Origin of the sequence: Paracoccus marcusii, assembly GCF_028621715.1 — a bacterium.
In the GTDB taxonomy this organism is placed as follows: Bacteria; Pseudomonadota; Alphaproteobacteria; order Rhodobacterales; family Rhodobacteraceae; genus Paracoccus; species Paracoccus marcusii.
The window spans coordinates 181,206-198,979 of sequence record NZ_CP117466.1; the positions used below are offsets into that span (position 1 = coordinate 181,206).

The window sequence follows — 17,774 nt, forward strand, 5'->3', positions numbered from 1 at the left end:
ACCCATGACCGCCCGCCGTTTCGATGCCGTGATCTTTGATCTGGATGGCACCCTGCTGGCCACCGAACAGATGACCATCGAGACCGGAGAGGCGGCGCTGGCCCGCATGGGGCGCGTGGCCCCCGATGGGCTGCTGGCATCGCTGGTTGGCATCGACGAGCCGACCTCGCGCGGGATCCTGCGCGACCACCTGGGCGCGGATTTCGACTTTCCGCACCTAGACCGGATGTGGGCCGAGGCGATGATCGAACGGCGCGACCGCGACGGCATCCCGCTGCGCCCGCATGTCCACACGCTGCTGGACGCGCTGCGGGCGGCGGGTCTGCCCTTTGCCATCGCGACCTCCAGCACCGGCGATCAGGCGCGCGAAAAGCTGGCGGCGGCAGGGCTGACCGACAGCTTCGACATCGTGGTGACGCGCAGCGACGTGCCCAGCCCCAAGCCCGCCCCCGACGTCTATCTGCTGGCGGCCCGCCGGCTTGGGATCGAGCCTGCCCGCTGCCTGGCCTTCGAGGACAGCGATGTCGGCGCCATCGCCGCACGCGCGGCCGGGATGACGGTCGTGCAGGTGCCCGACATGGTCCCCCTGTCGGGAGAGAATGCCGACTTTCTGGCGACCGACCTGATCGCGGGCGCCCGGGGCATCGGCCTGCTGGCTGCCTGACCCGGTTGTGGCCCCCGCGGCGCCCCGCTAAGGTGGCGCTGTGCCCGAGGGATCGATGACCGACACCAAGCCCGCCTACCAGGTTCTGGCCCGGAAATACCGGCCCGAAACGTTCGCCGACCTGGTCGGACAGGACGCGATGGTCCGCACGCTGAAAAACGCGTTCGCCGCCGACCGCATCGCGCAGGCCTTCATCATGACGGGCATCCGCGGCACCGGAAAGACGACCACCGCGCGCATCATCGCCAAGGGCATGAACTGCATCGGCCCCGACGGCCAGGGCGGCCCCACGACCGAACCCTGCGGCGTGTGCGAGCATTGCGTGGCGATCGCCGAGGGCCGCCATGTCGACGTGATGGAGATGGATGCCGCGTCCCGCACCGGCGTGGGCGATATCCGCGAGATCATCGAATCGGTGCATTACCGGGCGGCGTCCGCGCGCTACAAGATCTACATCATCGACGAGGTCCACATGCTGTCGACCAGCGCGTTCAACGCGCTGTTGAAGACGCTGGAGGAGCCGCCCCCGCATGTGAAGTTCATCTTTGCCACGACCGAGATCCGCAAGGTGCCGGTGACCGTCCTGTCGCGCTGCCAGCGCTTCGACCTGCGCCGGATCGAGCCCGAGGTGATGATCGCCCTGCTGCGCCGGATCGCCGCGACCGAGGGTGCGACGATCACCGACGACGCGCTGGCGCTGATCACCCGCGCCGCAGAGGGATCGGCCCGCGACGCAACGAGCCTGCTGGACCAGTCGATCAGCCATGGCGCGGGCGAGACCACAGCAGACCAGGTGCGTGCGATGCTGGGCCTGGCCGACCGCGGCCGCGTGATCGACCTGTTCGAGATGGTGATGCGCGGCGACGCCGCATCTGCGCTGACCGAACTGCAGTCGCAATATGCCGATGGCGCCGATCCGGTCGCGGTGCTGCGCGACATGGCCGAGATCGTGCACTGGATTTCCGTCGTCAAGATCACACCGGACGCGCTGGAGGATCCAACGATCTCTCCGGACGAACGGTCGCGGGGCAAGGACCTGGCCGACCGGCTGCCGATGCGGGTCATGTCGCGGATGTGGCAGCTGCTGCTGAAGGCGCTGGAGGAGGTGTCCGCCGCGCCCAACGCGATGATGGCCGCCGAGATGGCGATCATCCGCCTGACCCATGTCGCCGACCTGCCCGACCCCGAGGCGCTGATCCGCCGCGTCCAGCAGGCGCAGACGGCAGGAGAGTTCGCGCGTGGACCTTCGGTGGCGGGCGCGCCCGCGACCCAAGCCCCGCAGGCGATGCGCCGCGCCCGCCCGGTGCCGGCGGTCCAGGCGCACGGCGCCGCGGCCCAGGCCCTCGCCGTGACGCCCGAACTGGTCGAGAGCTATCCCGATTTCGCGTCCGTCATCGAGCTGATCACCCGGATGCGCGACATGACGCTGCTGGTCTTGGTAGAACGCCACGTGTCGCTGGTGCGCTACAGCCCCGGGCGGATCGAGTATCAGCCCCGCGACAACCCGCCCGCCGATCTGGCGCAGCGGCTGGCCGAACGTCTGCGCGGCTGGACCGCCGGACAGCGATGGGCCGTCACCATCACGAACGAGGACGGCGCCCCCACCATCGCCGAAACCCGCGAGGCGCAGGCCCGTGCCGACCGCGACCGCGCCCTGGCCCTGCCCATCGTGCAGCAGGTGCTGGCCGCCTTTCCCGGCGCGACCCTGACCGGCATCACCCGCGTCGCCCCGGAGGCCCAGGTCGCCGACCTGCCCGAGGGTGCGGCCAATCCCCATGACGGAACCGAAGGCCCGGTGGCCGAGGTTGAGGAATGGGACCCCTTCGAGGATGAGGACTGAACGATGATCAAGGGATTGGGCGGCTTTGGCGACATGGCCAAGATGATGAAGGCCGCCAAGGACATGCAGGACAAGATGGGCCAGATGCAGGAGGACATGGCCCGCATCACCGTGACCGGCGAATCCGGCGCGGGCCTGGTGCGCGCGACCTGCACCGCCAAGGGCGAGTTGACCGCGCTGGAGATCGACCCGTCGATCTTCGTGCCGTCGGAAAAGGAGGTGGTCGAGGACCTGATCCTGGCCGCCATCAAGGACGCCCAACGCGCCGCAGAGGAGAAGATGCAGGCCGAGATGTCGCGCATGACCGAAGGCCTGGGCCTGCCCCCCGGCATGAAGCTGCCCTTCTGAGCGGCATGGAGCAGGGCAGCGACGACATCCAGGCGCTGATCGCGCTGATGGCGCGGCTGCCTGGGCTGGGCCCGCGATCCGCCCGCCGCATCGTGCTGCAGCTGGTGCGCCGGCGCAGCCAGCAGATGGTGCAGCTGTCGCAACTGCTGGACCGGGTGGCGCAGAACTCGCGCGAATGCGTGGTCTGCGGCAACATCACCGACCGTGACGAATGCGCGATCTGCACCGATCCGGCCCGCGCGACCGGAGAGATCTGCGTGGTTCAGGACGTGGCCGACCTGTGGGCACTGGAACGCGGCCGGGCCTTTCGCGGCCGCTATCACGTGCTGGGCGGCACGCTGTCGGCGCTGGACGATGTGGGACCGGAGGACCTGGGGATCCCCACCCTTCTGGCGCGCATTGACGACGAAAGCATCACCGAGGTGATCCTGGCGCTGAACGCCACCGTCGACGGTCAGACCACCGCGCATTACATCGCCGATGCGCTGGAGGGGTCACTGGTGACGGTGACGGGCCTGGCCCAGGGCGTGCCCATCGGCGGAGAGCTGGATTACCTCGACGACGGCACCATCACCGCCGCCTTGCGCGCGCGCCGCAGGCTGTAACGACAAAAGGCCGCGTCGGGGGACGCGGCCTTTCCATCGGATCTTGGGCGGACGGGGGTCCGGGGGGCTGGCCCCCCGGCCGTCGCGGGACGCGATCAGGCGTCCAGCTTGCCGACACGCGCCGGGGTCTTGGCGATCTCGATCCGGCGCGGCTTCAGCGCCTCGGGGATCTCGCGGACCAGGTCGATATGCAGCATCCCGTCGACATGGCTGGCGCCATCGACGCGGACATGGTCGGCCAGCGTGAACTTGCGCTCGAACGCACGCGTGGCGATGCCGCGATGCAGGAAGGTCCGGCCCTCGTCCTCGTCCGCCTTACGGGCCGACACGATCACGGCGCCGTCGCGGACCTCGACGTTCAGGTCGTCGGCGGCAAAGCCGGCTACCGCAATCGAGATGCGATAGGCGTCCTCGCCGGTCTTCTCGATGTTGTAGGGGGGATAGGTGGTGCTGGCCACGTCGGCGGTCATGGCGCGGTCCATGACGTCGGCCAGACGGTCGAAGCCGACGGAAGCCCGGTACAGCGGGGTCAGGTCGAAATTACGCATGTGTCACATCCTGTTCAAAGCGATGTCAGAGTTGCCCCCCGAAACCGGGCGGGCAGGGAAACCGACGCCGTCATGGCCGCCGGTTTCCTGAATCTAGATCGCTCGAACCGTGTTTCAAGACCCCAATGCGGCAGGTTTCGGCCCGCCCGTGGCCCAATCCAGCAGCTCGACCGTGTGCACCACCGGTACCTGCGTCCCGCCGCCGATCTGCATCATGCAGCCGATATTACCCGCCGCGATCACCTCGGGTGCGACCGCCTCCAGCGTCTCGACCTTGCGCGCCTTCAGCTCCGACGACAGTTCCGGCTGCAGAAGGTTATATGTCCCGGCCGACCCGCAACACAGATGCGGGTTCGCGGGCTCCAGCACGGTGAAGCCCATGCCCGACAGCAGGTCCTTGGGCGCCGACCGGATCTGCTGGCCGTGCTGCAGCGAACAGGCCGAATGATAGGCAACGCGCATTCCCTGCCCCTGATCGCCTGCCCGCGCGGGCAGGCCCAGCCCGACCAGGAACTCGGTCACGTCACGGGCCAGGCCCGCGACACGGCGCGCGTCGGCCTCCATCGGGTCGCCCTTGAACAGGTGGCCGTAATCCTTGATCGTCGTCCCGCAGCCCGAGGTGTTGATGATCACCGCGTCCAGCGCACCCCCCTCTTCGGCCGCAAGCAGGCGGCGGATGCTGTCACGGGCGCGGGCCTTGCCATCGGCCTCCTGCCCCATATGCAGGGTCAGCGCGCCGCAGCAGCCGAAATCCTGCGGGATCACCACCTCGACCCCCGCCCGCTGCAGCAGGCGGATGGTGGCATCGTTGATGTCGGTGTTCAGCGCCCGCTGCGCGCAGCCGACCATCAGCGCGACACGCGCGCGACGGGTGCCCTGCGCCGGGAAGGTCTGGCCGTCGTCGTTTCGGCTGACCGGGGGGATCGACCTGGGCGCCATGTCCAGCATCGCGCGCAGGCGGCGGTCCGGCATCAGCCCCTTGAAGGGCCGCGCGATCCGCGCCCCCATCAGCGCCAGCCGGAACCGGCCCGGATGCGGCAGCACGAATTTCAGCACCCACCGCAGGAAGCGGTCGGCGACGGGACGGCGATAGGTCTCCTCGATATGTTCGCGTGCATGTTCCAGCAGGTGACCGTAATGCACGCCCGACGGACAGGTCGTCATGCAGGACAGGCAGCCCAGGCAGCGGTCGATGTGCTTGACCGTCTTTTCGTCCGCCGGCCGGCCGGATTCCAGCATCTCCTTGATCAGGTAGATGCGGCCGCGGGGGCTGTCCAACTCGTCCCCCAGCACCTGATAGGTCGGGCAGGTCGCCGTGCAAAAGCCACAATGCACGCAGGTCCGCAGGATCTTGTTCGACCGCGCGGTCAGCGGGTCGGACAGCTGTTCGGGCGAGAAATGGGTCTGCATCAGGCAAGATTTCCAAACAGGCCGCGCGGGTCGAACCGTGCCCGCAGGTCACGCTCCAGCCGGTCGGTCAGGGGGTCGGGGGCGGGCAGGATGCCCGGCGCGCCGCTGATGCGGCGGGCATGGCCCGAAAAGGTCGGCAGGTCGGGCATCTGCCCGCGCGGCAGGCGGACATGGATCAATGCCCCGCCCCAGTCCAGCGACCGGGGTTCCGGCAGGCGCGCCAGCAGGGCCGGCGCCTCGCTTGGCCGACAGGTGATGCGCCAGGTGTCCAGGTCGGGGTGGTGGCTGGTCCGGCACAGCAGATCCCAGGCCTCCGGGTCGCCCTCCTGCACGGTACCGAAGGCGGACAGGCGCGCGGTCAGGTTCGCCGCGCGTGCCTTGACCGATGCCGCCAGCCCCTCGACCCGGATCAGCGCGCCGTGGCCGGGCAGCCACGCCGCTCCGGACACGTCGAAGGGGCCGCCAAGCGCGCTGGACAGGGCCGGCATGGCGGCCGCGGCGTCCAGGTCCGGCAAAGCCAGGGTCGCGGTCACGGGCGGAATGGGGGCCGTGCGAAAGCTGATCTCGGTCAGCGCGCCCAGGGTGCCGCGGCTGCCGGCCATCAGCTTGACCAGGTCATAGCCGGTGACGTTCTTCATCACCCGCCCGCCATTGCTGACGATCTGGCCCTGCCCGTCCACGAAGCGGACGCCGATCATCGCGTCGCGCGCGGCCCCGGCCTGAACCCGGCGCGGGCCGCTGGCATTGGTCGCGGCCACGCCGCCGATGGTCGAGCCGGTCGTGACCGGGGGTTCGAACCCCAGCATCTGGCCTTCGGCGGCCAAGGTCTGGCGCACTTCCTCCACCGGGGTGCCTGCACGGACGACCAGCGTCAGCGCCTCGGGTTCGTACAGCGTCACGCCGGTCAGGGCGGTCGTGTCGATCCGGTCCCCCTGCCCCTCACCGGGCCACAGGCGCGTGGCGCCACCGGTCACGGCGATCGGGCCACGGGCGTCGCGGATCATCTGGGCCAGCTGGCCCTCGGTCTCAGGCCGCATCGGCGGGCCGGTTCAGGCGGCGGTCTCGGCGCGGGGCGCTGACGTCCAAGGGAAAGACCTTGGCCGCATTCAACAGCCAGTGCGGATCGAACGCATCCTTGACCAGCATCTGCGCCTCGAGGTCGTTGGGGGCGAACTGTTCGCTCATCAGGTCTCTCTTTTCGATGCCCACGCCATGTTCGCCGGTCAGGCAGCCGCCGACCTTGATGCACAGCCGCAGGATGTCGGCGCCAAGCGCCTCGGCCAGGTCCAGATCGCCCGGCTTGTTCGCGTCATAGATGATCAGGGGATGCATGTTGCCGTCGCCCGCGTGAAACACGTTCGACACGGCCAACCCGTATTGCCGCGACAGATCGCCGATGCCGGCCAGGACCGTGGGCAGGGCCGTTACCGGGATCGTCCCGTCCAGGCAGATATAGTCGCCCATGCTGCCCATCGCGCCAAAGGCCGATTTCCGGCCCTTCCAGATGCGGGCGGATTCGTCGTCGGACCGGCTCTCGCGGAACTCGACCGGGTCGAAGGTCATGGCGATGTCGCGGATCAGGGTCAGCTGTTCGTCGATCTCGGGGCCCGTGCCCTCAACCTCGACGATCAGCAACGCCTCGCAGTCGGGATAGCCCGCGCCCGAAAACTCCTCGGTCGCCTTGATGCAGGGGGCGTCCATGAACTCGATCGCGACCGGGATGATGCCCGCGCGGATGATCGCGGCGACGCAGGCGCCCGCGGTCTCGGCTGCGGCAAAGCCGATCAGCGCGGGCCGCGCGCCTGCGGGCTTGGGCAGGATGCGCAGGGTCGCCTCGGTCACGATGCCCAGCTGGCCCTCGGACCCGCAGACGACGCCCAGAAGATCAAGCCCCGGCCCCTCGCCCATCGGGCCGCCCAGATGCACGACCGAGCCGTCCATCAGCACGACCGTGACGCCCAGGAGGTTGTTGGTGGTGACCCCGTATTTCAGGCAATGCGCGCCGCCCGAATTCATGGCGATGTTGCCGCCGATGGCGCAGGCCAGCTGGCTGGACGGATCGGGCGCATAGAAGAAGCCCAGCCCGTCCACCGCACCCGATACCGACAGGTTGGTGCGCCCCGCCTGGACCCGGATCAGCCGGTCGCCGGGGGCGATCTCCAGCACGTCGGTCATGCGCGACAGGCCGATGACGACGGCATCCGCGGTGGGCATGGACCCGCCCGCAAGGCTTGTTCCCGCGCCGCGCGGCACCACCGGCACGCGCAGGTCGTGGCACAGGCGCAGCAGGCGCGACACCTCCTCGGTGCTGCGGGGCAGGACCACCGCCAGAGGCGCGCAGCGATAGGCCGACAGCGCATCGCATTCATAGGCCCGCGTTTCCGCCGGATCGTCGATGACCGCGCCGGGCAAGGCCGCCTTCAGCGCTTCGGTGATCGCCTGCCTGCGCGCCAGAATGGACGCGTCGGGTGGGGGCATCTGCATCATGGCCGGTTCTCCTCCCTGCCTGTCGTCCCGACGGTATGCCGCGTCACGGGGGGTTTCAAGGCGCGACGTCCGGCCCTAATGTCGCGGCATGAACCTGCTGGACCAGATTTCCGCCGCTCCGATGGCCCTGCGCGACATGGCCGCGCTGGCGTTCCTGTTCGTCGCCTGGCTGGGGATCGGCTGGTTCACCGAACGCCCGCCGGCGGGGCGGCCGTCGGTTTCGGTGCTGATGACGCGCTATCGCCGGGAATGGATGCGCCATTTCGTCGAGCGCGACCCGCGCATCTTCGACGGCAACATCCTGGCCAGCCTGCGCGAGGGGACGGCGTTCTTTGCCAGCGCCTGCATGATCGCCACGGGCGGCCTGCTGGCGCTGATCGGCAACGGCGAGCGGCTGCGCAGCGTCGCCAGCGGGCTGGAGCTGACGCCCACCGCCGGCACGGGGTGGGAACTGCGCCTGCTGGTGCCGATGTTCTTCGTGGTGAACGCGTTCCTGAAGTTCGTCTGGGCGCACCGGCTGTTCGGCTATTGCGCGGTGATGATGGCGGCGGTCCCGAACCGCGCCGACCACCCCGAGACGATGGACCGCGCCATGCAGGCGGCCGACCTGAACATCACCGCCGCCCGCAGCTTCAACGCCGGGCTGCGCAGCGTCTATTTCGCGCTTGGCGCGCTTGGCTGGCTGACCGGCGCCTGGACGCTGATGCTGGGCACGGCGATCGTGCTGTGGGTCACGTGGCGGCGCGAATTCGCGTCCACCTCGCGCCAGGTCATCCTGCGGTCGCTGCCGCCCCCGATGCTGTCCGCCGGGCTTTCCGGTCCTGTCGGACAGCGATCGTCAGCACCACCGCCCCCGCGGCCGTAAGCGCCACGCCCACCAGCCCCGGCGCGCGCCACCCCCATCCCGCCGCCAGCGCCAGCCCGGCCAGGAAGGGTCCAAGCGCGTTGGCCGCATTGAAGGCCGCGTGATTCATCGCCGCCGCCATGTTCTGGGCCGACCCCGCCACATCCATCAGCCGCGTCTGCAGCGGAATGACCAGCCCCGCACCGGCGGCGATCAGGAAGGACGACAGCACCATCAGCGGCCAGCTGCCCACGACCAGGGCTGCAAACCCCTGGGTCGCGGCCATCGCGGCCAGGCTGGCGAATGCCGCACGGTCGATGCCCAGGATCTCGGTCAGGCGGCCGGCGCCCCAGGTGCCCAGGGTGCCGCCCACGCCAAAGGCCGCCAGCGTCAGCGGGATCACGTATCCCGGCGCGTCGGTGGTGGCCAGGATCGCCGCCGTCAGGAAGGCATAGACCGCGAACAGCCCACCGAACCCGATGGCCCCCACGGCCAGCACCCACAGGACGCGCGGGTTGCGCAATGCCGCCAGTTCGTCCCACGGGCGGGCGTCGGGATTGCCGCCGACGCGCGGCGCCACGCGCAGGATCAGCCACGCCGACAGCAGAGCGATCACGCCGGGAAGCGCAAAGCCCCACCGCCAGCCGATGCTTTGCCCCATCCAGCCCGCCAGCGGCACGCCGACGATGTTGGCGATGGTCAGCCCCAGCAGCACCCGTGCCGCGCCCCGGGCCCGCTGTCCCACGGGCAGCGCGTCCGCCGCGTAAAGCATCGCGACGCCCAGAAAGCCGCCATGCGGCAGGCCGGCCAGGAACCGCACCCCGACCAGCGTCGCCAGCCCCGGCATGAAGGCCGCCAGCAGGTTCACGACACCGTAAAAGGCCATCAGCGCCGCCAGATAGCGCCTGCGCGGCAGCCGCGCGCCCAGCATCGCGGTGACCGGCGCACCGACCACGACGCCAAGGGCATAGGCGCTGATGACGTGACCGGCCTGCGGTTCGGTCAGGGCCAGGTCGGCGGCGAAATAGGGCAGCAGGCCCATGGCCGCGAATTCGGACGTGCCGATGGCGAACGCGCCAAGCGCCAGCGCCAGGATCGCGGCGCGAAAATCAGGGGTAGAGGTCATGCGAAGTTCCTGGGACGGGGGTGTTAGCCCTCACACCAGCTTGGGCCGGGTTTGGCAAGCCCTGCGCGGACAGGTCAGCCTTGCATCATGTGCAAGGCATCACAGCAGCCCGCGCTGAACCGCGACCCAGATCGCCAGCGCGGCCACCACCAGCACCCCGAACGCGACCGAGGCGCCAAAGCTGACCGCCCTGCCCTGCCAGCGGGTGATCTCGCCCAAGGGGCGCAGATGCGCGGCCAGCGCCGCGTGATCGCGCGCCAGACGCTCGGCGGGCAGCTGCCGCGCGACCTTGGGCTGGGCCGACAGGCGGTCGGCCTCGGCCAGGCGGGCCGCACGACGGCGCAGGCGCGCCGGCAGCGCCCCCCCGCGGCGGTTCAGCATCACCGAGAGCGGCGGCCGTTCACCGCGCCGGGCGCCGCCGAACCGGGACGCGATCAGGACCGCGATCTCGTCGGCCATGACGGGAATGCCTTCGAAGCTGTGACCCTTGCGCATCATCGGGTCAGGATAGACGGGATGGCAGCCGCGCGCCAGACGCCGTAAGCTGCCCGAATGAAGCTGAATCACACCGTCGCGGGCCCCGAAGGTGCCCTTCCCGTCCTGCTGGTGCACGGACTGTACGGCCAGGGCCGCAACCTGGGCGCGCAGGCCCGCAGGCTGGCGCAGACGCGCCGCGTGGTCACGGTCGACCTGCGCAACCACGGCGACAGCCCCCAGGACATGGATGCCGACTATCCCGCGCTGGCGGGCGATCTGGCCCGACTGATCGGCGATCTGGGCGGGCGGGTCGATCTGGTCGGCCATTCGATGGGCGGCAAGGCGGCGATGGTGCTGGCGCTGACGCAGCCCGACCTGGTGCGGCGGCTGGTGATCATGGACATCGCGCCCGTCGCCTATGACCACGACCAGACCCGCTATATCGACTCGATGGAGGCGCTGGATCTGTCCGCGATCACCCGTCGCAGCCAGGCCGATGCGGCGATGGCCGCGGACGTGCCCGAACCGGGCGTGCGGGCGTTCCTGCTGCAGAACCTGGACCTCAAGGCCACGCCGCCCGCGTGGAAGCTGAACCTGCCCGCGCTGCGCGCGGCGATGCCGCAGATCGTGGGCTGGCCCGGCGACCTGCCGCAAGGCAGCTTTCCCGGCAAGGTCATGGCCCTGCGGGGGGCCCGGTCCGATTATGTCGCCGATGCCGGAGAGGCCGCCCTGCGCGCCCATTTCCCGCAGGTGCGCATCGTCACGCTGAAGGATGCCGGGCACTGGCTGCATGCCGACGCGCCCGAGGCCGTGGCCGAAACGCTGGTCAGTTTTCTGGGCGACGGCCGCTAGCAGCGCAGATCAACCAGTGCGACGGCCGAATGGGGGCCGCCCTGCGGCGTCAGGCTGTTGTCGATGGGCCGGCATCCGGTGGCTTGGGCGGCCGCGCGCATCATCAGGTCGGGCATACGGCCGCGATCGGCGCGGCGCAGGCGGTCCAGCCTGATCACCTGCGCCTCGGTCCCGCGGGGATAGACGGCAAAGCGCATGCCGTCGACCGTCACGTCCTGACGAGCGGCGACCAGGAAACCGGGCGACGGGGTGGTGCAGCCCGACAGGGCCAGCATCAGCACAAGGCGGGCGGTCATGCGCATCATGCCCCCATCATCGCCCGGCAAGGTTAACGGCAGGTTAATCCTGCCGCTGCTCCTCCAGCCGGTCGGCCAGCGATTCGGCGCGGGCGGCCAGTTCGGCCATCGCCTCTCGCAGGTCAGAGGGAATCACCGGAACCTCGACGCGGGGCGGGTTCTGCTGCAGCCGATTGATGTGGCGTTCGGCCTTTTCGGCGCGATCCTCCAGCGTGGCGAAACGGTCGGCCAGCATCAGCCCGGCCAACAGCAGCAGGCGCGGCTCGGGGACGCGACCAGCCTGTTCCAGGATCTGGCGCGCCTCTCCGTCCAGGATGGCGGCGGCGCGTTGCAGCAGGCGTTCCTCGCCATCGGCGGCGCCGACGCGGTATTCCTTGTGTCCGATGGTGAATTCGACCTCGGCCATGTCAGCGCTCCTCGTGGTTGGGCGGCATATCCTCGGGCAGACCGCCCGCATCGCCCCCGGCCTCGTCCGGCACGGCGCCGTCCAGGATCGGCGGTTCGTCGGCCAGCAGGCGCTCCAGCTCTGCCATGATCTCGCTCATCTGCGCCATCTCGGCGGCGCGGGCGGCGCGCAGGGCGGACAGTTCGGCCTGCAGGGCGGCCATCTGTTCGTCGGCCCCGATGCCGCCGGTCTCCTGCGCCTCCAGAAGGTCGCGGTTGGCGGTGATCAGTTCCTCGTTGGCGGCGGACAGGCCCGCGGCCTGTTCCGTCGCGGCGTCCAGACGGGCCTGCAGCTCGGCCAGGGCGCCGTCATCGGCGGCGGCGGACGGGGCTGGTGCCGCCGCTTCGGCCGGACGTGGGGGCACGTCAAGCATCTTGTCCATCCGGTCAAGCGCGGCGCGCAGCCTGCGTTCGCTGGCAGTGATGTCGCTCATGGCGCGGGTCCTTTGGTGGCGTCTGAAAGACGTTTTCGCATTGCGGGCCCGGTAAGACAAGAACGGGCGGGAAAACCCGCCCGTTCCTTTCGATTATCCAGGGGTCAGCGCAGCTCTCGATGCTCGGCCATCAGGCCCTTGACCAAGGCATAGCACGCGCCCAGCAGCACGATGGCGAAGGGAAAGCCCGTCGACACCGCCATCGCCTGCAACGCGACCAAGCCGCCGCCCACCAGCAGGGCGATGGCGACCGCCCCCTCGATGGCGACCCAGAAGATGCGCTGCGGGACGGGGGCGTTGATCTTGCCGCCCGCCGCGATCGTGTCGATGACCAGCGATCCGCTGTCCGACGAGGTCACGAAGAACACGATCACCAGCACGATCCCCACCAGCGAGGTGATGGAGGCAAGGGGCAGCTGCCCCAGCATGGTGAACAGCTCCAGTTCCAGCGGCGCATCCAGGATGCCCGAGAAACCGCTGACGGTCAGATCGATGGCCGTGCCGCCAAGCGCCGTCATCCACAGGATCGAGATCAGCGACGGCACGATCAGCACCGCGATCAGGAACTGCCGCACGGTGCGGCCGCGGCTGACGCGGGCGATGAACATGCCGACAAAGGGCGACCAGCTGATCCACCATGCCCAATAGAACGCGGTCCAGCCGTGGCGGAAGTTGTCGTCCGTGCGGCCGAAGGGATTCGACAGCGGGATCAGCTCCGCACCATAGGCGCCCAGGTTGCTGAAGAAGCCGCCCAGGATGGCCATGGTCGGCCCCACCGCGATGACAAAGATCAGCAGCACGATGGCCAGGATCATGTTCAGCTCAGACAGGCGCTTGACGCCCTTTTCCACGCCCAGGACGACCGAGGCCCCGGCGACGAAGGTGATGCCGACGATCAGCAGGATCTTGTTCAGGCCGGTGTTCTGGAACCCGAACAGATAGGCCAGCCCGGCCATCGCCTGTTCCGCGCCCAGACCCAGCGAGGTCGCAAGGCCGAAGATCGTGGCCAGCACCGCCAGGATGTCGATGACGTGGCCCGGCCAGCCCCAGATCCGTTCGCCGAAGATCGGATAGAAGACCGAGCGCAGCGTCAGCGGCAGCCCCTTGTTATAGGCGAACAGGCCCAGTGCCAGCGCCACCACCGCATAGATCGCCCAGGGATGCAGACCCCAGTGGAAGATCGTCGCGGCCATGCCGATGCGGCGCGCGGCCTCGGGGTCGTCGACGGCGCCGCCCAGCGGGGCCCAGTCGGTGCGCACGCCCCCCTCGGTCACCGGACCGCCCAGCGCGGCCTCGAAATGGCCCAGCGGTTCGCTGACCCCATAGAACATCAGGCCGATGCCCATGCCCGCCGCAAACAGCATCGCGAACCAGCCGGTCAGGCTGAAATCGGGCGTGGCTTCGGGTCCGCCAAGACGGATCCGGCCAAGCGGCGACACGATCAGCGCCAGGCACAACAGCACGAAGACGTTGCCGGCCAGCATGAAGAACCAGTCCAGGTTCGATGTCAGCCCGTCGCGGATGCCCCCGAACAGGGGTTCCAGCTGGCCGGGAAACATCAGCGTGGCAACGGTGAACAGCACCACCGCCGCGGCAGAGATGCCGAAGACCGGGTTGTGGATGTCGAAGGGCACCTTGCCCTGATGCTCGATGTTGTCCTGACCGATGGTATAGTCGGTCTCGATGATCTCTGTCGGGCCTTCGGGCTCGGGCAGCGGCTCGATGCCGTCATCGGGGGCGGGTGCAGGCTCTGCCTTGGGCGGCGGGGCCTTGGGGGCATGGGGCGGGTAACGGCCGCTCAGGGCGTCCTGTTCGCGCGTCCGGTCGCGGGGGGTGCCCGGCGTTCCCGGACCTTTCGGTGGTGTTTGTGACATCTGTCCCTTTCAGATTTGGTCTCGAACGGGTGGCAGGTCCTTGGACCCTTGGCGGAAATCCGCCGCGGAGGCTCACTCCTTCTCACATTTCGGTCAGAAAGGCCACTGCCGGACATTTGGTTCCCACCGGCCCGCCCGGCCCGACCGTTGACTTTGCCGGCGACCGTGACCAAGCATTCGCGTTTTGCGCCGTGGCGAGGACCCGATGGGAAAAGTGAACCGCAGCTTTGTCGTGATCGGGCTTGGCGCCTTCGGCAGCGTCGTGGCCGCCGAACTGGCGCGCTTCGGCAACCAGGTCATGGGCATCGACAAGGACCCGCGGCGGGTGGCGGCGCTGGCAGAACAGCTGCCCGCGTCGCTGATCCTGGACGCCACCGACGAAGGCGCGCTGCGCGAGGCGGGCGTCGACCGCTATGACGTGGGGCTGGTGTCCATCGGCAACAACCTGGAAAGCAACGTGATCGCCGCGATGAACCTGCGGCTGGTCGGCGTGGGCACGGTCTGGGCCAAGGCCGACAACCGCACCCATCACCGCATCCTGTCCAAGATCGGCGCCGACCGAGTGGTCATGCCGGGGCTGGAGATGGGCCGCCACACCGCGCAGATGCTGAACAACCCGGCGGTCCAAGACTATGTCAGCCTGGGCAACGGCTATTCGGTGGTGAACCTGATGATCCCGCACCGCTTGTCGGGCCGTACCCTGTCGCAGCTGAACCCCGGCCCGGGGATCGAGATCCTGGGCATGATGCGCGGAACCGAATATCGCGACATCCGCGGAGAGGACCCGGTCCTGCAGGCCAACGATCGCCTGCTGCTGCTGGGCAAGCGGGTCGACCTGACCGGTTTCGGCGACCGGCTGTGAAGCGGCCCCGCCCCTCGGCGCTGCGGCGCTGGCTGGCGCGCACGCCCCCGCCGGCCGTGCTGGCGGTGGGGTACCTGACCCTGATCGCGGTGGGCGGCCTGCTGCTGATGCTGCCGCCGATGACGCACACGCCGATCACGCTGTCGGATGCGCTGTTCACCTCGACCTCGGCGGTGACGGTGACCGGGCTGAACGTGGTCGACACCGAACTGGTCTATGCGTTCTGGGGACAGCTGGTCATCGCGGTGCTGATCCAGCTGGGCGGGCTGGGCCTGATGACCTTCGCGGTGCTGATCTGGTCGGCCCTGGGCCGCCCCCTGGGCATCACCCAAGGCACCTATCTGCGCGAGGATCTGAACCAGACCTCGTACGGCAAGCTGACGCGGCTGGTCTGGACCATCCTGCGTATCGTCGTCATGGCCGAGGTCGCGGGCGCGATGCTGCTGTGCCTGTCCTTCATGCCCCATCACGGGCTGGGCCCGGGGCTGTGGCATGCGATCTTCCATTCCGTCTCGGCGTTCAACAACGCGGGCTTCTCGACCTTCTCTCCGGGGCTGACGGGATACGCGCTGGACCCGGTGGTCAACGTGGTGATCCCGGTCCTGTTCATCGCGGGCGGCATCGGATACGTCGTCATCGCCGACCTGTATCAGCGCGCGTTCTGGCGCGGCTGGTCACTACACACGCGGATGATGATGGTCGGCACCGCCATCCTGATCGTGGGCGGCGTCGCCATGACCGCGATCCTGGAATGGGACAACCCCAACACGCTGGCACAGTATCACAGCATCACCGCCCGCCTGACCGTCGCGTGGTTCCAGGGCGTGACCACCCGCACCGCGGGGTTCAATTCGACCGACATCGCGGGGTTGGAGGAATCCACCTCGTTCATGTACATGATCCTGATGATCATCGGCGCCGGCCCCACCTCGACGGGCGGCGGGCTCAAGGTGACGACCGTCTTCGTGATGCTACTGGCGACCTGGGCGTTCCTGCGCCGCCGGACCGAGGTGACGGGGTTCGGCCGGTCCATCCCCCTTGGCGACGTGCTCAAGGCGATGGCGCTGATGGCGATGGCCTCGGCCGTCATCGTCACCGCGATCTTTCTGCTGCTGATCAGCGAGGGCGGCGATTTCGTCGACATCGCGTTCGAGGTGTCTTCGGCCTTCGGCACGGTCGGCCTGTCGCGGGCCTATACGCCGGAACTGTCCGAATTCGGGCGCGCGGTCATCATGGTGGTGATGTTCCTGGGCCGGGTCGGGCCGCTGACCCTGGGGTTCTTCCTGGCCACGCGGATGGTGCCGCGGGTGCGATATCCCGCGGGCCAAGTGCACCTTGGCTGATGCGCCCGCCGCCCCTATAAGGCGCCCTGACAGGAAGGACATCCCATGCGCCAGGCGACCATCACCCGCAAGACCTCGGAAACCTCGATCGAGGTGACGCTGAACCTCGACGGCACCGGGGTCTATGACAACCGCACCGGCGTGGGCTTCTTCGATCACATGCTGGACCAGCTGTCGCGCCATTCGCTGATCGACATGACCATCCGCGCCAAGGGCGACCTGCATATCGACGATCACCACACGGTCGAGGATACGGGCATCGCCATCGGCCAGGCCCTGGTCGCGGCACTGGGCGACAAGAAGGGCATCCGCCGTTACGGCAGCTTCCTGCTGGCCATGGACGATTCGCTGGTCCGCGCGGCGTTGGACCTGTCGGCGCGGCCCTATCTGGTCTGGAACGTCGATTTCCCGTCGGAAAAGATCGGCACGTTCGACACCGAACTGGTGCGCGAATTTTTCCAGGCGCTGTCCACGCATGGCGGCATCACGCTGCATGTGGACCGCCTGCACGGGCTGAACAGCCACCACATCGCCGAGGCCGCCTTCAAGGCCGTCGCCCGCGCGCTACGCGAGGCGGTCGAGCCCGATCCGCGCATGGCGGGCGTGCTGCCCTCGACCAAGGGGGCGCTGTGATGCGGGTCGCGCTGGTCGATTACGACAGCGGCAACCTGCATTCGGCCGAAAAGGCGTTCCAGCTGATGGGCCGCGATGCGGGCGCCGAGGTCGTTGTTACCTCGGACCCCGAGGTCGCCGCCCGCGCCGACCGCGTCGTGCTGCCGGGCGACGGGGCCTTTCCCGCCTGCCGCACCGCCCTGGGCGAGGTGGACGGCATGGCCGAGGCCATCCGCGACGCCGTCCTGACCCGCGGCGTGCCCTTCATGGGCATCTGCGTCGGCATGCAGATGCTGGCCACCACCGGGCATGAATACCGCGAGACGCCGGGTCTTGACTGGATCGGCGGGGAGATCCGCGCCATCGCCGCCCCCGGCCTCAAGGTGCCGCATATGGGCTGGAACGATCTGGTCATCGACCGCCCCCACCCCGTGCTGGAGGGGATCGCGACCGGCGATCACGCCTATTTCGTCCACAGCTGGCAGTTCCAGGTGGCCGACCCCGCGCATCTGCTGGCCCATGTCGATTACGGCGGGCCGGTGACGGCGGTGGTCGGGCGCGACAATATCGTCGGTACCCAGTTCCACCCCGAGAAATCGCAGGCCGTGGGCCTGCGCCTGATCGCCAACTTCCTGCGCTGGAACCCCTGAGGGGTCACTGGACCTTGGGCCTCGTTTGCGGTCATGTGCCGCAAACGGACAGGAGACA

At 69.0% G+C, this 17,774-nt stretch carries 20 protein-coding genes; 10 read left to right on the top strand and 10 right to left on the bottom strand.

The window, feature by feature from the left end; genetic code table 11:
- Window positions 1-4 precede the first annotated feature (4 nt).
- From PRL19_RS00850 to recR, 4 genes are read left to right on the top strand one after another with little or no spacing between them, the layout of a single operon-like run.
- Window positions 5-664: an HAD family hydrolase gene (locus PRL19_RS00850; RefSeq protein ID WP_046001056.1), complete on the top strand. Its 660-nt coding sequence runs from the start codon at window positions 5-7 to the stop codon at window positions 662-664.
- A gap of 55 nt (window positions 665-719) precedes the next feature.
- On the top strand, window positions 720-2,504 hold the full coding sequence (locus PRL19_RS00855) for a DNA polymerase III subunit gamma/tau (RefSeq protein WP_273743608.1): 1,785 nt from the start codon (window positions 720-722) through the stop codon (window positions 2,502-2,504).
- A 3-nt stretch (window positions 2,505-2,507) separates the two neighbouring features.
- Window positions 2,508-2,852, top strand: a complete 345-nt coding sequence (locus PRL19_RS00860) for a YbaB/EbfC family nucleoid-associated protein (RefSeq protein ID WP_045982936.1) — start codon at window positions 2,508-2,510, stop codon at window positions 2,850-2,852.
- A 5-nt stretch (window positions 2,853-2,857) separates the two neighbouring features.
- Window positions 2,858-3,457 carry a recombination mediator RecR gene (gene recR / locus PRL19_RS00865; RefSeq protein WP_273743609.1) on the top strand — a complete coding sequence of 200 codons (600 nt, stop codon included), beginning with the start codon at window positions 2,858-2,860 and terminating at the stop codon, window positions 3,455-3,457.
- A gap of 95 nt (window positions 3,458-3,552) precedes the next feature.
- On the opposite strand, the gene PRL19_RS00870 is transcribed toward recR, so the two are convergent.
- The 4 genes from PRL19_RS00870 to PRL19_RS00885 all read right to left on the bottom strand — a co-directional run bounded on the left by PRL19_RS00870 (window position 3,553) and on the right by PRL19_RS00885 (window position 7,899).
- Window positions 3,553-4,005, bottom strand: coding sequence for an Hsp20 family protein (locus PRL19_RS00870; protein WP_045982934.1), 453 nt, complete (start codon window positions 4,003-4,005; stop codon window positions 3,553-3,555).
- A 114-nt stretch (window positions 4,006-4,119) separates the two neighbouring features.
- Window positions 4,120-5,415 (bottom strand): glycolate oxidase subunit GlcF, encoded by a 1,296-nt coding sequence (gene glcF, locus PRL19_RS00875; RefSeq protein WP_046001058.1) that lies wholly within the window; start codon window positions 5,413-5,415, stop codon window positions 4,120-4,122.
- Entirely contained in the window at window positions 5,415-6,452 is a 1,038-nt protein-coding gene (locus PRL19_RS00880; RefSeq protein WP_273743610.1) for an FAD-binding protein, read from the bottom strand. The genes glcF and PRL19_RS00880 overlap by 1 nt, the downstream gene beginning before the upstream one ends.
- The gene (locus PRL19_RS00885) at window positions 6,442-7,899 is read right to left on the bottom strand and encodes an FAD-linked oxidase C-terminal domain-containing protein (RefSeq protein WP_273744528.1); all 1,458 of its coding nucleotides are present in this window, start codon (window positions 7,897-7,899) and stop codon (window positions 6,442-6,444) included. Before PRL19_RS00885 ends, PRL19_RS00880 begins: the two co-directional genes overlap by 11 nt.
- A gap of 91 nt (window positions 7,900-7,990) precedes the next feature.
- Between PRL19_RS00885 and PRL19_RS00890 the strand changes: the two genes are divergently transcribed.
- Complete coding sequence (locus tag PRL19_RS00890; protein WP_046001060.1) at window positions 7,991-8,767, top strand: DUF599 domain-containing protein; 777 nt, start codon at window positions 7,991-7,993, stop codon at window positions 8,765-8,767.
- On the opposite strand, the gene PRL19_RS00895 is transcribed toward PRL19_RS00890, so the two are convergent.
- Both PRL19_RS00895 and PRL19_RS00900 read right to left on the bottom strand, forming a co-directional pair.
- Entirely contained in the window at window positions 8,673-9,872 is a 1,200-nt protein-coding gene (locus PRL19_RS00895; protein ID WP_045982930.1) for an MFS transporter, read from the bottom strand. The genes PRL19_RS00890 and PRL19_RS00895 overlap by 95 nt on opposite strands.
- Window positions 9,873-9,971: 99 nt before the next feature.
- The gene (locus tag PRL19_RS00900; protein WP_273743611.1) at window positions 9,972-10,331 is read right to left on the bottom strand and encodes a hypothetical protein; all 360 of its coding nucleotides are present in this window, start codon (window positions 10,329-10,331) and stop codon (window positions 9,972-9,974) included.
- 93 nt (window positions 10,332-10,424) lie between these two features.
- Here PRL19_RS00900 and PRL19_RS00905 point away from each other — a divergent pair, with 93 nt between their 5' ends.
- The gene (locus PRL19_RS00905) at window positions 10,425-11,201 is read left to right on the top strand and encodes an alpha/beta fold hydrolase (protein ID WP_273743612.1); all 777 of its coding nucleotides are present in this window, start codon (window positions 10,425-10,427) and stop codon (window positions 11,199-11,201) included.
- Here PRL19_RS00905 and PRL19_RS00910 read toward each other — a convergent pair.
- The 4 genes from PRL19_RS00910 to PRL19_RS00925 all read right to left on the bottom strand — a co-directional run bounded on the left by PRL19_RS00910 (window position 11,198) and on the right by PRL19_RS00925 (window position 14,249).
- Window positions 11,198-11,506: a hypothetical protein gene (locus tag PRL19_RS00910; RefSeq protein WP_273743613.1), complete on the bottom strand. Its 309-nt coding sequence runs from the start codon at window positions 11,504-11,506 to the stop codon at window positions 11,198-11,200. The genes PRL19_RS00905 and PRL19_RS00910 overlap by 4 nt on opposite strands.
- Window positions 11,507-11,540: 34 nt before the next feature.
- On the bottom strand, window positions 11,541-11,903 hold the full coding sequence (locus PRL19_RS00915; protein ID WP_045982928.1) for a cell division protein ZapA: 363 nt from the start codon (window positions 11,901-11,903) through the stop codon (window positions 11,541-11,543).
- Between the two features lies 1 nt (window position 11,904).
- Window positions 11,905-12,375, bottom strand: a complete 471-nt coding sequence (locus tag PRL19_RS00920) for a hypothetical protein (protein WP_273743614.1) — start codon at window positions 12,373-12,375, stop codon at window positions 11,905-11,907.
- A gap of 104 nt (window positions 12,376-12,479) precedes the next feature.
- Window positions 12,480-14,249, bottom strand: coding sequence for a BCCT family transporter (locus tag PRL19_RS00925; RefSeq protein ID WP_084697415.1), 1,770 nt, complete (start codon window positions 14,247-14,249; stop codon window positions 12,480-12,482).
- A gap of 205 nt (window positions 14,250-14,454) precedes the next feature.
- Between PRL19_RS00925 and PRL19_RS00930 the strand changes: the two genes are divergently transcribed.
- The 4 genes from PRL19_RS00930 to hisH are packed head-to-tail and all read left to right on the top strand — an operon-like array spanning window position 14,455 to window position 17,716.
- Window positions 14,455-15,111: a potassium channel family protein gene (locus tag PRL19_RS00930; RefSeq protein ID WP_045982927.1), complete on the top strand. Its 657-nt coding sequence runs from the start codon at window positions 14,455-14,457 to the stop codon at window positions 15,109-15,111.
- On the top strand, window positions 15,108-16,454 hold the full coding sequence (locus PRL19_RS00935) for a TrkH family potassium uptake protein (RefSeq protein ID WP_273743615.1): 1,347 nt from the start codon (window positions 15,108-15,110) through the stop codon (window positions 16,452-16,454). The genes PRL19_RS00930 and PRL19_RS00935 overlap by 4 nt, the downstream gene beginning before the upstream one ends.
- A 45-nt stretch (window positions 16,455-16,499) precedes the next feature.
- A complete protein-coding gene (gene hisB, locus PRL19_RS00940; protein ID WP_273743616.1) occupies window positions 16,500-17,087 on the top strand; it encodes an imidazoleglycerol-phosphate dehydratase HisB in 588 nt (195 codons plus the stop codon).
- Window positions 17,087-17,716 (top strand): imidazole glycerol phosphate synthase subunit HisH, encoded by a 630-nt coding sequence (hisH, locus tag PRL19_RS00945; RefSeq protein ID WP_273743617.1) that lies wholly within the window; start codon window positions 17,087-17,089, stop codon window positions 17,714-17,716. The genes hisB and hisH overlap by 1 nt, the downstream gene beginning before the upstream one ends.
- Window positions 17,717-17,774 lie beyond the last annotated feature (58 nt).

Bases quoted from the DNA above. Each gene is read 5' to 3' on its own strand.
- PRL19_RS00850 (WP_046001056.1), top strand. From the start codon at position 5: ATGACCGCCCGCCGTTTCGATGCCGTGATCTTTGATCTGGATGGCACC.
- PRL19_RS00855 (WP_273743608.1), top strand. From the start codon at position 720: ATGACCGACACCAAGCCCGCCTACCAGGTTCTGGCCCGGAAATACCGG.
- PRL19_RS00860 (WP_045982936.1), top strand. From the start codon at position 2,508: ATGATCAAGGGATTGGGCGGCTTTGGCGACATGGCCAAGATGATGAAG.
- recR (WP_273743609.1), top strand. From the start codon at position 2,858: ATGGAGCAGGGCAGCGACGACATCCAGGCGCTGATCGCGCTGATGGCG.
- PRL19_RS00870 (WP_045982934.1), bottom strand. From the start codon at position 4,005: ATGCGTAATTTCGACCTGACCCCGCTGTACCGGGCTTCCGTCGGCTTC.
- glcF (WP_046001058.1), bottom strand. From the start codon at position 5,415: ATGCAGACCCATTTCTCGCCCGAACAGCTGTCCGACCCGCTGACCGCG.
- PRL19_RS00880 (WP_273743610.1), bottom strand. From the start codon at position 6,452: ATGCGGCCTGAGACCGAGGGCCAGCTGGCCCAGATGATCCGCGACGCC.
- PRL19_RS00885 (WP_273744528.1), bottom strand. From the start codon at position 7,899: ATGCAGATGCCCCCACCCGACGCGTCCATTCTGGCGCGCAGGCAGGCG.
- PRL19_RS00890 (WP_046001060.1), top strand. From the start codon at position 7,991: ATGAACCTGCTGGACCAGATTTCCGCCGCTCCGATGGCCCTGCGCGAC.
- PRL19_RS00895 (WP_045982930.1), bottom strand. From the start codon at position 9,872: ATGACCTCTACCCCTGATTTTCGCGCCGCGATCCTGGCGCTGGCGCTT.
- PRL19_RS00900 (WP_273743611.1), bottom strand. From the start codon at position 10,331: ATGGCCGACGAGATCGCGGTCCTGATCGCGTCCCGGTTCGGCGGCGCC.
- PRL19_RS00905 (WP_273743612.1), top strand. From the start codon at position 10,425: ATGAAGCTGAATCACACCGTCGCGGGCCCCGAAGGTGCCCTTCCCGTC.
- PRL19_RS00910 (WP_273743613.1), bottom strand. From the start codon at position 11,506: ATGATGCGCATGACCGCCCGCCTTGTGCTGATGCTGGCCCTGTCGGGC.
- PRL19_RS00915 (WP_045982928.1), bottom strand. From the start codon at position 11,903: ATGGCCGAGGTCGAATTCACCATCGGACACAAGGAATACCGCGTCGGC.
- PRL19_RS00920 (WP_273743614.1), bottom strand. From the start codon at position 12,375: ATGAGCGACATCACTGCCAGCGAACGCAGGCTGCGCGCCGCGCTTGAC.
- PRL19_RS00925 (WP_084697415.1), bottom strand. From the start codon at position 14,249: ATGTCACAAACACCACCGAAAGGTCCGGGAACGCCGGGCACCCCCCGC.
- PRL19_RS00930 (WP_045982927.1), top strand. From the start codon at position 14,455: ATGGGAAAAGTGAACCGCAGCTTTGTCGTGATCGGGCTTGGCGCCTTC.
- hisB (WP_273743616.1), top strand. From the start codon at position 16,500: ATGCGCCAGGCGACCATCACCCGCAAGACCTCGGAAACCTCGATCGAG.
- hisH (WP_273743617.1), top strand. From the start codon at position 17,087: ATGCGGGTCGCGCTGGTCGATTACGACAGCGGCAACCTGCATTCGGCC.